This window comes from Candidatus Krumholzibacteriia bacterium, assembly GCA_035268685.1.
Taxonomy (GTDB): Bacteria; Krumholzibacteriota; Krumholzibacteriia; order JAJRXK01; family JAJRXK01; genus JAJRXK01.
Genome location: DATFKK010000087.1, coordinates 47230 through 61355 on the forward strand (window position 1 = coordinate 47230; position 14126 = coordinate 61355).

General features: G+C 69.8%; 16 protein-coding genes. 7 read left to right on the forward strand and 9 right to left on the reverse strand.

Features of this window, described 5'->3' with window-relative positions; translation table 11 throughout:
- Positions 1-218: 218 nt before the first annotated feature.
- Entirely contained in the window at positions 219-1382 is a 1164-nt protein-coding gene (locus tag VKA86_08695; GenBank protein HKK71283.1) for a hypothetical protein, read from the reverse strand.
- 47 nt (positions 1383-1429) lie between these two features.
- Here VKA86_08695 and VKA86_08700 point away from each other — a divergent pair, with 47 nt between their 5' ends.
- Positions 1430-1996 carry a hypothetical protein gene (locus VKA86_08700; protein HKK71284.1) on the forward strand — a complete coding sequence of 189 codons (567 nt, stop codon included), beginning with the start codon at positions 1430-1432 and terminating at the stop codon, positions 1994-1996.
- Between the two features lie 4 nt (positions 1997-2000).
- Here the strand turns inward: VKA86_08700 and VKA86_08705 are convergent, their stop codons facing one another.
- From VKA86_08705 to miaE, 3 genes are all read right to left on the reverse strand, one after another.
- A complete protein-coding gene (locus VKA86_08705; GenBank protein ID HKK71285.1) occupies positions 2001-2681 on the reverse strand; it encodes a tellurite resistance TerB family protein in 681 nt (226 codons plus the stop codon).
- 73 nt (positions 2682-2754) lie between these two features.
- On the reverse strand, positions 2755-3936 hold the full coding sequence (locus VKA86_08710; GenBank protein ID HKK71286.1) for an acyl-CoA dehydrogenase family protein: 1182 nt from the start codon (positions 3934-3936) through the stop codon (positions 2755-2757).
- Positions 3937-4052: 116 nt separating this feature from the next.
- Positions 4053-4745, reverse strand: coding sequence for a tRNA isopentenyl-2-thiomethyl-A-37 hydroxylase MiaE (gene miaE, locus VKA86_08715; protein HKK71287.1), 693 nt, complete (start codon positions 4743-4745; stop codon positions 4053-4055).
- Between the two features lie 105 nt (positions 4746-4850).
- On the opposite strand from miaE, the gene VKA86_08720 reads away from it, so the two are divergent.
- Together VKA86_08720 and VKA86_08725 are read left to right on the forward strand one after the other, a co-directional pair.
- Complete coding sequence (locus tag VKA86_08720; protein ID HKK71288.1) at positions 4851-5750, forward strand: purine-nucleoside phosphorylase; 900 nt, start codon at positions 4851-4853, stop codon at positions 5748-5750.
- Positions 5747-7162 (forward strand): sulfatase, encoded by a 1416-nt coding sequence (locus VKA86_08725; protein HKK71289.1) that lies wholly within the window; start codon positions 5747-5749, stop codon positions 7160-7162. The genes VKA86_08720 and VKA86_08725 overlap by 4 nt, the downstream gene beginning before the upstream one ends.
- Positions 7163-7166: 4 nt before the next feature.
- Here the strand turns inward: VKA86_08725 and VKA86_08730 are convergent, their stop codons facing one another.
- The 3 genes from VKA86_08730 to VKA86_08740 form a co-directional block, all read right to left on the reverse strand.
- Positions 7167-7553: a response regulator gene (locus VKA86_08730; GenBank protein HKK71290.1), complete on the reverse strand. Its 387-nt coding sequence runs from the start codon at positions 7551-7553 to the stop codon at positions 7167-7169.
- 213 nt (positions 7554-7766) lie between these two features.
- Positions 7767-8849, reverse strand: a complete 1083-nt coding sequence (locus VKA86_08735; GenBank protein HKK71291.1) for a host attachment protein — start codon at positions 8847-8849, stop codon at positions 7767-7769.
- Positions 8850-8862: 13 nt separating this feature from the next.
- Positions 8863-9222, reverse strand: a complete 360-nt coding sequence (locus VKA86_08740; GenBank protein HKK71292.1) for an HPF/RaiA family ribosome-associated protein — start codon at positions 9220-9222, stop codon at positions 8863-8865.
- Between the two features lie 156 nt (positions 9223-9378).
- Here VKA86_08740 and nhaR point away from each other — a divergent pair, with 156 nt between their 5' ends.
- Positions 9379-10284 (forward strand): transcriptional activator NhaR, encoded by a 906-nt coding sequence (nhaR, locus tag VKA86_08745; GenBank protein ID HKK71293.1) that lies wholly within the window; start codon positions 9379-9381, stop codon positions 10282-10284.
- Between the two features lie 10 nt (positions 10285-10294).
- Here the strand turns inward: nhaR and VKA86_08750 are convergent, their stop codons facing one another.
- Positions 10295-11533 carry a NupC/NupG family nucleoside CNT transporter gene (locus VKA86_08750; protein HKK71294.1) on the reverse strand — a complete coding sequence of 413 codons (1239 nt, stop codon included), beginning with the start codon at positions 11531-11533 and terminating at the stop codon, positions 10295-10297.
- Positions 11534-11655: 122 nt separating this feature from the next.
- Here VKA86_08750 and udk point away from each other — a divergent pair, with 122 nt between their 5' ends.
- The 3 genes from udk to VKA86_08765 all read left to right on the forward strand — a co-directional run bounded on the left by udk (position 11656) and on the right by VKA86_08765 (position 13315).
- Complete coding sequence (udk, locus tag VKA86_08755) at positions 11656-12336, forward strand: uridine kinase (GenBank protein ID HKK71295.1); 681 nt, start codon at positions 11656-11658, stop codon at positions 12334-12336.
- Positions 12333-12884 carry a hypoxanthine phosphoribosyltransferase gene (gene hpt / locus VKA86_08760; protein HKK71296.1) on the forward strand — a complete coding sequence of 184 codons (552 nt, stop codon included), beginning with the start codon at positions 12333-12335 and terminating at the stop codon, positions 12882-12884. Before udk ends, hpt begins: the two co-directional genes overlap by 4 nt.
- Before the next feature lie 185 nt (positions 12885-13069).
- Positions 13070-13315: a hypothetical protein gene (locus tag VKA86_08765; GenBank protein HKK71297.1), complete on the forward strand. Its 246-nt coding sequence runs from the start codon at positions 13070-13072 to the stop codon at positions 13313-13315.
- A gap of 25 nt (positions 13316-13340) precedes the next feature.
- Here VKA86_08765 and VKA86_08770 read toward each other — a convergent pair whose 3' ends face one another.
- Positions 13341-14015, reverse strand: coding sequence for an HAD family hydrolase (locus VKA86_08770; GenBank protein ID HKK71298.1), 675 nt, complete (start codon positions 14013-14015; stop codon positions 13341-13343).
- Between the last annotated feature and the right edge of the window lie 111 nt (positions 14016-14126).

The window sequence follows — 14126 nt, forward strand, 5'->3', positions numbered from 1 at the left end:
GCCGTTCGGTCGTTCTGCCGGGACCTTATCAGAAAAGACGCGGGGCGAGGACCACGGCCCTCGCCCCGAAAACGGTAGGGGCGGGAGGCCCCCTTTTCCCCCCGCCCCCTGCGAACCGACGCTCAACCGTCGGCCCACCTCGTGCGGATCGGTGGCGTTCGCCCCGATCCCGAGCTGTTCGCGCGGCCCTGCCGTCGGGCTTCCGCCGCGCTCGCCTCCTAGTTCGGAGCGGGTACGGGAGCGGATGCAGAGAGAATCCGGGATCTTTCGAGAAATTCCGACCGGCCGCTCCGGGGGCCGGGTCCGCCCCGTGAGCCCAGGCGTCTCCGCAGCCAGGTCGCGCGTGCGGGGGGCGCCAGGCCCTCGGTCCGGCCCACCGCGATCAGGACCGACCACACGTGGACGGGCTGTCCGGAGCGGATCGCCTCGCGGCGGGCCTCGGTCAGGGCCAGATCGGCCGGCACCCCCCGGGTGACGAGCTCCATCCAGGGACGCACCAGGCGCCCGAGCGCGGAGCCGGCCACCGGCCAGGAGCCGACGACCACCAGCGCGGGTCCGATCCCGCCGCTGGCCAGGGTGCTGGGCGCGAGCACCGGCCGGCTGCCCGGATCGAGGCCCCCCGGAAGCGTCCAGACCACCGCGCCGGGCAGGGCTCCGAAGGCGGGACGCAGGGTGGCCAGACCCCGGGGCGTGGCCCGGAGCCAGACCCAGGCGTGCTCGTCGTCCTCGAGGGTCCGGCGCAGTGCGGGAGCGTCACTGTCGTTGCGGGGGAGCAGGTCCACGTGCGCGACGGCGGCCCGCAGGCCGTGTCGCAGGGTGTCGGGGTCGTCCCGGTGTGGAGCGACACCTTCGCGGAAGGGCGCCACCAGCAGCAGACGGTCCCCCCTGGCCCGAGGGTCGGTCCGTGGCACCGGCGCTGCCAGATCCGCGGGCCAGTCGAGCCGGACGGTGTGGTGCGCGGCGACCGGCTGGTCGCGGTGCCAGGGCAGGATCCAGGCGGGGAGTGTGGCCAGGGAGCCGGGGACGGGATCGGTCCCGGCGCCGCGCCAGACCCAGCGCGGGGCGTCGCGCAGGGCCTGCTCGATCGGTTCGAGGAGCGCGCGGCCCACCCGGGCCCGCAGCGCCGGATCGTCGCGGCCCGTCGCGAGAACGGCGCGCAGCTCGTCGAGGGTATCGGCAACGTCCGCGGGCAGCGGTTCGTCGAGACGCAGGTCTTCGCGCTCGGCCACGAGGCGCTGCGCGTCGAAGTCCACCGTCACCCGGGCCTCCGGTCCCGCGGGCAGTTCCGGGGGATCCGAGCCACAGCCGACGGACAGGAGCACCGCCGACAGCAGCAGAGCGGTCGTGGTCGACCGGTGGCTCGTGGCTTCGTTCGCGATCACTGCGCGGCGTCCTATCGTGTCGGGCGACCCCGCGACCGAGGTGCGCCATGTCCGAGACCTACACGTTGCTGCTCCGCTCCGACGCCCGGCACACGCGTGCGGCGGAGCGCGAGGGTCTGATCGCCCATCTCACCCGCATTCCCGGCGTCGTCGAGCGCGGGCCCGACCGCTACGTCTTCGGCGACGAGGACGAGCACGGGATCATGGAGCTCGACGTGTTCGTACGCCGCGACGGCGCCCGCGTCGAGCCCGAAGACGTGCGCGACGACGAGGCCGGGACGGTTCACGAGGTCGAGGTGCGTTTGCCCCGTCCGTGGGTCATGGAGCGCGGACCGCGCGTGTTCGCGCTGGTGTTCATGCTCGCCGAATGGGCCGACTGGGAGGTCTTCGATCCCCAGATCGACGACCGCCTGCAGAAGGAAGCCGTGCTGTCCGGCCTGGTCGCCATGCGACAGGCACAGCGCGAACAAGAGGCGCGGAAGGCGGGTGAGAGCGAGCAGCTCCCCGGCGACCCGCCGCCCCTGCACTCGGACTACCAGCCGTCGACCCCGCCGCCGTCGGAGACGAACGGCGGCGCGAAACCGCGCCGCCGTCCGTGGTGGAAGAAGGGTTGAGCGCTCAGGCCGCCTCGACCTGCTCGTGCAGGCGGGCCACCAGTCCCTCGTCCAGGCCCAACCGCGCGCGCAGCATGGCCAGGTAGGCCTTCTCGGCCTCGGTGTCGATCTCGATCGCCAGCAGCGCGGCGGCGTAGACCTCGGCCTTGAGCTCGTCGGTGGTCGCCGACTGCACCAGGCGGTCCATGTCGACGGGCGAGCGCAGTTCGTCGAGCAGACGACTGCGGCTCTCGGGATCCAGGTCCAGCTCCTCGGCGTGCCCGAGCACGCGGTTCATCTCGTCGCCGTCGAGCTTCCCGTCGGCGCGGGCGGCGGCGATCATCGAGCGCAGGATCAGCAGGCCCTGTTCGTTCGCTGCGTTCGTGTCGGACGCCGGGGCGAAGCCGCTGTCGGGCGGCGGCGGGGCCAGCTCCTGGGCGGACGGTTGCGTGGCGCCGGTCGGGGCGCCGGCGGGCGGGACCGTCCCGGTCGCCGGCTGGCCCGGTACGGCCTTGCTCTGCTGGTGCTGCTTGTAGGCGTTGTAGGCCAGGGCGCCGACGGCGGCGATGCCGCCGTACTTCAGGGCCTTCTTGCCCATCTTGCGTCCGCCCTTGCTGGTGAGCATGCCACCGGCGAGGCCGCCGGCGAAACCCGAGGCGGCGGGGCTGCCCAGAAGCTGGCCCAGGATCTTGTCGGCGTTGAACACGTCGGCCTCCGTCGTCGTGGGGAGCGGTCCCGGTCGCGACAATCTAGCGGCGCCGGCGGTGGCCGCCGCTCCCTCAGAACGCGTCCTGTCCCGTGAGCCCGCGGCCGAGGATCAGGGTGTGCACCTCGTGCGTGCCCTCGTAGGTGTAGACGCTCTCGAGGTTCAGCATGTGCCGCACGGCGGCGAACTCCACGCTGATGCCGTTGCCGCCGAGGATCGACCGGCAGGTACGTGCCGTCTCGAGCGCCATGGCCACGTTGTTCCGCTTGCTCAGCGAGACCTGGAAGGGACTCACGCTGCCGTGCTGGTCCTTCAGGCGCGACAGGTGGAGCATCAGCACCTCGGCCAGCGCGATCTGCGTGCCGGAGTCGGCGAACTGCTTCTGGATGAGCTGCTTCGAGGTGATGGGCTTGTCGAAGACGATGCGCTGGTTTCCGTAGTCCAGGGCCTCGTCGAAGCAGGCCTTGGCCGCGCCGATCGCTCCCCACGCGATGCCGAAGCGGGCCTGGTTCAGGCACGCCAGCGCGCTGCCCAGTCCCTTGGTGCCCGGCAGGATGGCGCTCTTCGGCACGCGCACGTCGTTCAGCGTGATCTCGCCGGTGTGGCTCGCGCGCAGGCTCATCTTGTGGTGGGTGGTGGGACACTCGACGCCGTCGATGCCCGTCTCGACCACGAAGCCGCGGATGGACTTCGGATCGTCGCTGTCGACCTTCGCCCACACGATGCACAGGTCGGCGATCGGCGAGTTCGTGATCCACATCTTGGCGCCGTTGAGCACGTAGTCGTCGCCGTCGCTGCGGGCCATGGTCTTCATGGCGCCGGGGTCGCTTCCGGCATCGGGCTCGGTCAGACCGAAGCAGCCGATGAGCTCGCCCGCGGCCATCTTCGGCAGGTACCGTTCCTTCTGCTCGTCGCTGCCGAAGCGGAAGATCGGGTACATGCACAGCGCGCCCTGCACGCTCACGAAGCTGCGCAGACCGCTGTCGCCGTACTCGAGCTCCTGGAGGGCCAGGCCGTACTGCACCGTGTTCATGCCGGCGGCGCCGTACTCTGTGGGGAGCGAGCCGCCGAGCAGGCCGAGGTCGGCGATCTGCGGGATCAGCTCGTTCGGGAACTCGCCCTTCTCGAACCACTCGCCCGCGTGCGGGAGGTAGCGGTCGCGCACGAAGCGGCGCGTGGTCTCGCGCACCAGCCGTTCCTCGTCGGAGAGCTGGCCCTCGATGGCGATGAGTTCGTCGAGGGAGATGGCGTCCATGGCACGGATCCTTTCGGGGCGGACGGCTCCGCCGGGGGCGGTTCGGCGCGGCATCTCGGCCGGCGGCGGCGCAGGGCAAGATGCGCGCGCGGTGGGGGCACGGCAAGGCACACGGCTCAGCCGGCGGCGCGGTGACCTCCGTGCATGCGCGGCGACACCGGCAGCGACTCGATCGTTGCCGCTTCGATCTCGCTGCGGCGGGCCAGCTCCTCGCGCACGACCTCGGGGTCGAAGTAGCCGTCGGCCAGGGCCACGAACATGTGCGCATGGCCACTCTCGCTGCGGGCCAGGCGCTCGTAGAACGTCGCCAGGTCCTCGCCTCCCTCCACGCGACCCGCGAAGGGGCCGCGCAGGCCGCGCGTCAGCGCCAGGAAGCGCTCGCAGGATCGGGCTTCGATCATCGCGCACACGAGCAGGTCGTCGAGCAGCGCGAAGTCACCGCCGCGCCGGTCGCGGGCCATGCCCTTCATGTAGGGATTCGGCAGCGGGCGCGAGGGAGATCCACCGCGGTCGAGCAGGACCTGCCGGACCATGCGGTAGTGGACCATCTCCTCCTTGGCCAGGCTCGCCATGCGGCGCACCAGCTCGTCGTGCTCGGGAAAGCGGCCGACGGTGGCCAGGGCGTTGGTGGACGCCTTGAGTTCGCACTGTGCGTGGTCGTCGAGCAGGACGTCGACGGCGGACAGGGCGGCCTCGACCCACGTGTCGCGGGTGGGACAGCCGAGCGGAACGGAGGCGGTCACCGTGGCCAGAGTACGTTCGTGTTCGGCCAGGGCGACCACGTCGGGATGCGAAATCGGAGCGTTCATGCGTCCCAGGGTAGCACGAAGTCTCCCGAGCGCCGCTTGCGTGGCCGGCCTCGGGTGGGCATCCTCTCGACTCGTCCGCCACGACCCCACTCCCGAGGTACGTCCGTGATCGATCCCACCGCGCTCGCCCCCGATGGCTGGACCCTGGGCGGCGACTTCGCCGATCGCCTCCACGCCGCCACGTCGCATCTGCACGAGAGGGGAATCACGGGAGGCCGTGTCGGGCTCGTCCTCGGCAGCGGTCTCGGCGGTCTGATCGACCGCACCGAGGCGGTGGCGTCGGTCCCCTTCGCGGGCATCCCGGGATTCCACACGGCCTCGGTGGCGGGCCACTCGGGCCGTGTGGTCCAGGCCCGGCGCGGCGGGGCGGAGTTCGTCGTGCTACAGGGTCGACTGCACGCCTACGAAGGACTGGACCTGAGCAGCGTGATCCTGCCGGTGGTCGTGCTGCGGGCGCTGGGCTGCGCCACGATCGTCCTCACCAACGCCGCCGGCGGTCTGCAACCCGACATGCGTGCGGGTGACGTGGCCGTGCTCACCGGCCTGATCGACCTGCACCTGCGGGACCCGCTGCGTGGAATCCTCGTCCCCGACGGTGCCGTTCCCTCGGGACTGGCCGCCCGCGGGGCGACCCCCGGCCCGGTCTTCGACCCCGGTCTGGCCGCACAGTTGCGCGCGGTGGCCGCCGAAGAGCGCATCGCGCCGCACACGGGAACCTACGTGTCGCTGTGGGGTCCGAACTACGAGAGTCCCGTCGAGATCGGTCTGTTGCGCCGTCTGGGTGGCGTGGCGGTCGGGATGTCCACCGGGCCCGAAGCGGTGGCGGTGCGGGCACTGGGCGCGCGGGTGGCGGGGGTGTCGCTGATCACCAACGTCGCGGTCGAGGCCGGCGGTGGTGTGGTCACGCACGACGAGGTCGTCGAGGTGGGAGCCGCCCGGCGCGACGCCATGGAGGCCCTGTTGCTGTCGACGGTCGACCGGCTCGCGGTCGTGGAGGACGCATGATCCGGAACCTGCTCGCCGTCCTGCTGTCCGCACTGGTCGTGGTTCCGGCAGCGCGGGCCCAGGAGCGTCCGAACCTCCTGATCCTGTCGATCGACACCCTGCGTGCCGACCACGTGTCGTGCTACGGATACGAACGACCCACGACCCCGTCGATCGATCTGGTCGCCGCCAACGGAACCCGCTTCGCCGCGGCACGGTCGGTGGCGCCGTGGACCCTGCCGAGCTTCGCGAGCATGTTCACCGGTCGCTACCCGACCCGCCACGGGGCGGGGGCATCGGGTCCGGTGCGCAACGTCGCGACCGAGCCGCCGCGCATGCTCGCCGCGCGGGTCCCAACGTTGGCCGAGGTCCTGCGCACGGCCGGCTACCGCACGCACGCGATCACCTCGAATCCCTACCTGCGTCTCGGTCCCGTCCGTGGCTTCGACGATCCGGTGGTCAAGGCGGTCCGTGCCGACCGGATCGGTGCGCTGAGCCGCGAATGGCTCGGTCGCCACGGCGACGACCGGCCGTGGTACCTGTGGGTCCACTTCAACGATCCGCACGAGCCGACACGGGCCGCCGACGCGCAGCTCCGCGCGATCGGCGTCGACGAGGCCGTGCTCGACGACCCGCACCGTGGCGCACTGGAGCGCTGGGGCGACCGCGACGCCGGCACCTACCTCGGCAATCGTGCGAGCGAAGCCGAGGTCCGCGACATGCTGCGGACCAAGATCGCCCTCTACGACGCGACCATCCGGCAGGTCGATCTGGAGATCGGTCTGATCCTGGAGCTGCTCCAGCGGCGGGACCTGCTGCGCGACACGCTCGTGGTGATCGTCGCCGACCACGGCGAGGAGTTCCTCGACCACGCCGAGGAGGGTAGGGCCTGGAACCACGACCCGCGCGGCATCTGGGGGATCGGGCACGGCCACACGCTGTTCGAGGAGCAGCTCCACGTTCCCCTGGTCCTCATGGGTCCGCGCGTCCGACCGAACCAGGTGATCGCCGAGCAGTTCCCGCTGACCGAACTGATGCCGACCGTGCTCGGCCTGCTCCGCGTGCGCGCACCCGAGGACATCGACGGCGAGAACCGCGTCGAGTGGATGCGCGACCGCCAGCGCGCGCCGATTCCCATGGCCGCCGAGAGCCTGGCCTACGGCCCCGACTGGGTCGCGTGGATCGACGGCCGGTACAAGCTGATCGCCGATCGCCTGGGGCACGTCCAGGCCTTCTACGATCTCGAGCGCGATCCCTACGAGCTCCACGATCTCGTGGCGCAGGTCGACAGCCTCGATGCCGGGATTCGTCTGCAGGAACGTCTGCGGGACTGGAACGACCGGGTGATCGCCGAGGCACCCCCGGCCACCGCGGCCGGTGAACTCACCGACGAGATGCGCGAGGGTCTGCGCAGTCTGGGCTACGTGCAGTAGTCGATCACACCGCGACGGGGTGCAGCTCACGGCTCAGGTGATCGAACAGGCGCTGCGCTTCGTCCATGTGGAAGGGCTTGCGCAGGCACCGGTGCGCCCCGCGCTGGAAGGCACGGTCGACCAGCCCGCTCTCCGAGAAGCTGCTCGCGGCGACGATCCGGGTGTTCCCGGCCAGGTCGAGCATGAACTCGCTCAGGGCGAAGGCGTCGACCTCGCCGGGCAGGTGCAGGTCGAGGATCACGACCTCGGGCTGCTCGCGTTTGAAACACTCGATCGCGTCGGATGCGCGTTCCACGGGTGGGAGGACCCGGAATCCCCTGGACTCGGCGGCCGCGATCAGCAGGTGCCGGTAGGTCGGATGGTCGTCGACGATCAGGACCCGGGTCTTCATCGGAGGCGCGCTCCGCGCGGCGGGAGGGGCGACGGGACGTGTCGCCTGCGGCCCGAGCAACCAGGATGCCCGGAGCTACCCGGCCGTCACGGGGCGCGTCGCGGAACGTCGAGGAGTGAGTCGCCGGCCGGCGCGCGGAAGAGGGGACCGGGTCCGCTGCATTCCGCAACTTCCGGCGCCGGACCGGCACGGACGACTCGCACGGCGGGTTCCTCAGTTGCCGCCCTCGACGGTGCGGAGCTCCAGGGAGTCGAGGGTCATCGACGGCGGGCGGTAGCGCAGCAGACAACCCACACCACCCACGCGGTCGAGGCGATCGTTGCCGCCGACGAACTCGACGGTGCAGCCGCGGCGCTGGGCAGCACGCAGGATCGGCTCGCGGCCGTCGGTGTCGTAGTCGTGCGCCATGATCAAGAGGTCGGCCTGGTCGTGCTCGAGCGCGGCGAGGCATCGGCGTGCACCCACCACGGCGAGCCCGTCGCGGTACAAGGCGTCGAAGAGAGCGTCGACCAACGACAGCGACTCGCGCTGTTCCTCCTCGACGAAGGTGGACAGTGTCGCGGTGACGACGTCCTCCACCGACGTCCGGCCGCTGGCCGGGAGCTGGTCGATCACGATCTCGCGGAGTCGCCCGGGAAGAGCATCGCGGACCTGCGCCAGGAGCCGCGGCACGCCGGCGAGCACCAGGTGCTGGTAGCCGCCGGTGTCCGTCCGTGCCTCGAGGACGCCGATCATCTCCTTCACGAAACGCTGTGTGCGATCGCGTCGATGATTGCGGTAGTGCTCCCGGGTCCACTCGCGGCCGACACGACGGCGGATCTCGGGCCGCTCCTTCCAGATCTGCCGGGTCACCGCGCCCAGGTGTACCTCGAGGATCCGCATGCTGTCCTCGGTGCAGAGCAACACCACGTAGCGATGGAAGGCATCCTTGAGTGCGCACAGGTCGTACACGCTGGGCAAGGTGTCGACGACGACCGCCTCGCGGGACATCTCGACACGGAACTCCAGCGGCAGGAAGACGGGGTCACCGCCTCCGCGGGCGTAGACGACGGCGCCGCGGGTGTCGGCGGCCAGGTCGTCGTCGATCCAGCGCTCGATCCGGGTCCGGGCTTCGTCCAGGCTGTGCCGGCGATCGGCGGGAAGGTCCGTCAGGACGGGCCGGATCCGCTGCTGCAGGCGCTGGCGGATCGCCGACCGACCCCCGGTGCAGTCGAGAACGGCGGTGATGAGGTGGTCGTCGGTTTCGTCGAGCGTTGCGATGTGGCGCAACGACTGCTCGAGGTCTTCGATTCTCATGGGTCCTCCCCGATCAGCTCTCGGCCGCGGGAGGTTCCTGGACGGTCACCGCACGTGGGCGGCGCTCGAAGAGTCGTCGCCGGGTGAGCTCGTCGCGCACACGGCGTGCGGCCCGGCGGGAAGCAACGGCGGCCGAGGCCTCCGCATCTACGCCCTGCGCCTCAACGTAGAGCTTCGGCCCCGACCGCAGGTCCACTTCGACGAGGCATCGATGATCGATGCCGCCTCGGGGACCGTTCTCGTCGTTCACCTTCACGGTGACGGTCGAGATCCGATCGGCGAAACGTGCCAACGCGAACTGGATGCGCCGTGTCACGATCTCCTGCTGCCGTCCGTCCGACGAAACCCCGTGGATGTGCAGGTCGATCCGCATGGCCTCCGCCCCGTGGGGGCGCCCCTGACGGGACGTCGCGCCGGCGACCGTTCCGCCGTCGCAAGGGCAGGATAGTGCGGATCCTTCTTCGCGGTAGTAGATAATTCGACACCGAATGATAGGTCTGGCCAATAGTCGAACGAGAGGGCGACGGCGATGCTCGAGCTCAACTACCAGCACCTGTACTACTTCTGGGTGGTGGTGCGCGAGGGGACGGTGACCGCGGCGAGTCGACGCGTCCACCGTTCCCAACCCACCCTCACCGCCCAGATCCGTGCGCTCGAGGAGCAACTCGGCGAGCCGTTGTTCGAGCGTCAGGGGCGGCGCCTCGTGCCCACGACCACCGGTGAGACCGTGTACCGCTACGCCGACGAGATCTTCTCGCTCGGTGCCGAGCTGGTCGACGCGGTGCGCGGCCGGACGGGCGACGTGCGGCAGCGCCTGCACGTGGGGGTGAGCGACGTGTTGCCGAAGTTGATCGCGCACCGTCTGCTGACGCCCGCGCTGCGCATGGAATTCCCGGTGAGCCTGGTGTGCACCGAAGGTCCTCCGCGCGAGCTGCTGGGACGACTGGCCGTCCACGAACTCGACCTGGTGCTGACCGACGCTCCCATTGGTGCCGATGTGCACGTGCGAGCGTACAACCACCCCCTGGGTGAGTGCGGCGTCACGGTCTTCGGCACGCGGGATCTGGTCGATGCTTTCGGGGCGGGCTTCCCGGCGTCGTTGGACGGGGCGCCGTTCCTGTTGCCGGTCGACGGGTCGATGCTCCGCCGCGGTCTGCAGCGGTGGTTCGACACCCACAACCTCGCCGTCGACGTGGTGGGCGAGTTCGCCGACAGCGCGCTCATGAAGACCTTCGCGCAGCAGGGCGTCGGGCTCATGGCCGGGCCTTCGGTGATCGAGTCCGAGATCTGCGGACAGTACGGGGTCGGGGTCGTGGGGCGAACCGGCGAAGTCCGCGAACGCTTCTACGCGATCTCGGTCGAGCGCAAGGTCACGCACCCGGCGGTGCTGGCCGTCACCGAGCGCGCGCGCGAGGAGCTGTTCGCCGCGTCGTGACCGGTCGGTCTCAGAGCATGATCCCTGCGATCGCCGCGGTCATGCTGGAGGCCAGCGCGCCGCCCATCATGGCCCGCAGGCCGAGGCGCGAGAGGTCGTGTCGACGGTTCGGGGCCAGGGCACCGATCCCGCCGATCTGGATCGAGATCGAACTGAAGTTGGCGAAGCCGCACAGCGAGTAGGTGGCGATGGTGATCGCCCGCTCGCTCATGGCACCCTCGGCGACCAGACGACCCAGCTCGGCGAAGGCCACGAACTCGTTGATCGCCAGCTTCTGCCCCAGCAATCCGGCGACGGCGAAGCAGTCGGCGGCGGGCACGCCCAGGCTCCAGGCCACCGGCCAGAGCACGTAGCCGAAGATCTCCTGCAACGAGGCCGGCCACGCGGTCAGGCCGACGGCGGCCATCCACGAGGCCAGCGAACCGAGGAGTGCGTTCACGAGTGCCACGAGGGCGATGAAGGCCAGCAGCATGGCGCCGACGTTCAGGGCGAGCTTCAGGCCCTGCGATGCGCCATCGGCGGCGGCGTCGATCACGTTCACGGTCTCGCGTTCGTCCCGGATCTCGACGCCGCCCTTGGTCAGGCTGGTCTCGGTCTCGGGGATGAGGATCCGCGCCATCACCAGCGCCGCCGGCGCACTCATCACGCTCGCGGCCAGGAGGTGCCCGGCGTCGACACCGAAGGCGATGTAGCCGGCCAGGACGCTGCCCGCGATGGTGGCCATGCCGCCCGTCATCAGGACCATGAGTTCGGCGCGGGTCATCCGGGCGATGTAGGGGCGCACCACGAGGGGAGCCTCGGTCTGGCCGATGAACACGTTCGCCGCCACCGACAGCGACTCCGAACCGCTCACTCCCATGAGCCGTTTCATGCCCCGCGCCAGGAACAGCACCAGACGTTGCATGATGCCGAGGTGGTACAGGACGCCCATCAGCGCGCTGAAGAACACGATCACCGGCAGCACACGGAAGGCGAAGACGAAGCCGACCGGACCGTCCGCCTCCATGAGGGGGCCGAACAGGAAACGGCTGCCGTCCTCGGTGAACGACAGCAGGGTGACCGCTCCGTCTCGGATCAGCTCGAGGATCCGCTGCCCCGGTGGGAACAGATGTACGAACGCAGCGAAGATGATCTGCAGGGTCAATCCGGCGCCGACGAGGCGCCAGTCGATGCGGCGACGATTGGTGCTGAAGAGGACGGCGATGCCCACCAGGACACCCAGCCCGAGCACGCTGACGAGACGTTCCATCCGGCCAGAGTCCGCCAAGCTCGTGCGGGCGTCAAGCACCCGCGTTGACGACCGCCACCCGGCTGCGTAGCATGGCGGGAATCGTGCCGCCGCCCGAACCGCTCACCGCGGAGATCGAAACCATGGACCACGCCTCCGTCCAACCCGTCGTCATCGGTATCGCCGGAGGCTCGGGCAGTGGGAAGACCACGGTGGCCCTGCGGGTCCAGGAGCGTTTCCCGCAGCGGACCGTCGAGATCATCCACCACGACAGTTACTACCACGATCACCCCAACCTCGACGACGAATCCCGGGCCGCGATCAACTACGATCACCCCGCGGCCTTCGAGACCTCTCTGCTCGTCTCCCACCTCGACGATCTACGGGCCGGGCGCGAGGTCGAGCGCCCGATCTACGACTACTCCACGCATCGTCGTCGCTCCGAGTCCGAGGTCGTCCACCCGGCCGACATCGTGTTCGTCGAGGGGATCCTCGTGCTCGAGAACGCGGATCTACGCGCCCGCATGGACATCCGGCTCTTCGTCGACGTCGACAGCGACGAGCGTTTCATCCGTCGCCTGGGTCGCGACATGGAGGAGCGCGGCCGGTCGATCGGATCGGTCATCGAACAGTACCGCGACACGGTGCGTCCCATGCACCGGCAGTTCGTCGCCCCGAGCAAACGCTGGGCCCATGTGATCATTCCCGAGGGCGGCCACAACGTGGTCGCCATCGACATGATCTGCGCCAAGATCCACGACGTGCTGCGGCAGCGTGGACGTGCCGAAGGCACACCCGCCGGCCGTGAAGGAGTCTCCCCGTGAGCCACGACGACCTCGAGATCGTCGAGCGCGACCCGCTCATCGAGCGCGTGCTCGTCTCGTCCGACGACATCCAACGCCGGGTCGCCGAGCTCGGTCGCGAGATCAGTGTGGCCTACCAGGGACGCACGCCGATCCTGGTCAGCATCCTGAAGGGAGGCGTGGTCTTCCTGGCCGATCTCATGCGGCGGATCAGTGTGCATCACGAAATCGACTTCATGTCGATCAGCAGTTACCAGGGACGGCAGAGCACGGGCGTCGTGAAGATCAACATGGACCTCAAGGGTTCGATCTCCGAGCGCGACGTCCTGATCGTCGAGGACATCGTCGACACGGGCTACACGCTCGACTACCTGCAGGAGATCCTTTGGGCGCGACGCCCGCGGTCGCTCGAAGTGTGCTCGCTGTTGAACAAGGCGGACGCCCGCCGCAAGGAGGTCTCGATCGACTACGTCGGCTTCGACATCCCCGACGAATTCGTGATCGGCTACGGGCTGGACTACGACGAGAAGTACCGGAATCTGCCGTTCATCGCGGTGATGAAGGGCTGATCCGGGCCGCTCCGGAGCACGCCGAGAAGGGCCTCGAACGGGCCCCGGAGGAGCCCCTCCGGGGCCCGGGTTTTTTTCTTGCATCGGCCGGTCGGCATCCTTAACTGTCGGCGTCCGCGCGATCCGTGACCCCGCCCGGACTCCCCGTCCACCTCCCACTCAACTCGAGCCCCGGAGTTGAACCCATGGATCACGAGCTCGACCCCCGCCTCCTGCTCGCGGCCGACTACGACGACGACGACTACGAGGACGACTTCGAGGACGACACGACCGAGGACGAGGATCTCGACGCGGTCGCGTTCGACGCCGACTTCGACGAGGACGCGGTGGTGGACGACGAAGACGATTCCGAAGACCTCGACGACGACGACGACGACGACTTCGACGACGACTACGACGACGACGACGATTTCGACGACGACGAGTACTGATCCTCGGAATCCGGCCCGGGAGTGCTCATCCGAGGTCGAGCAGCTGGGTCAACCGTTCCGAAGTCGCACTCAGGTCGGCCACCACGTGGTCGGCAGCGCTGAGTTCACTCTCCCCGTGAGGGCCCGTCCGTACCGCCATCACGCGGCACCCTGCCGCCCGCGCCGCTTCCACGTCGTTCACCGTGTCCCCGATCACCCAGACCTCGGCGGGGTCGAAGTCCACGTCGTAGTGGGAGCGGGCGTCGTCGAGTGCGGCGCGCACCAGATCGGCCCGGACCTCGTGGTCGCCGCCGAATCCCCCCACCGGGAAGTACCGGTCCAGCCCGAAGCGCGCGAGTTTCACGTAGGCACTGTCGCGGATGTTGCCCGTGCCCAGGGCCAGGGCCGCGCCCTGGTGTCCGTGCAGGGCCTCGACGAGTTCGCGGGCCCCGGGGAGCACGTGGGGGCCTTCGGCCGTGGCGTAGTGGTCGCGCATGCGCCGGGTGAATGCAGCCGCGAAGGCGTCGAAGTGGCGCTCGTAGTCGACGTCGGCGCCGAGCATGAGGCGGAAGATCCCCCGGTCGGTGTTGCCGTGGAAGCGCACCGTGTCGGATTCGGGCTCGCGGCCGACGACCTCGGCGAAGCTCTCGCCGAAGAGGCGACGCGTGATGGGTCCGTTCAGCAGGATCGTGCCGTCGATGTCGAAGACGATCAGTCGCATGGTGCTCCGTCGGGCGGGGGCAACGTCGGCATGGTAGGCTCGGGTCGGGTCTTCGGCATCCCGCGGGCCGGTTCGCGACGAATCGGGGTGTGGGGTCCCGACACCCAGGAG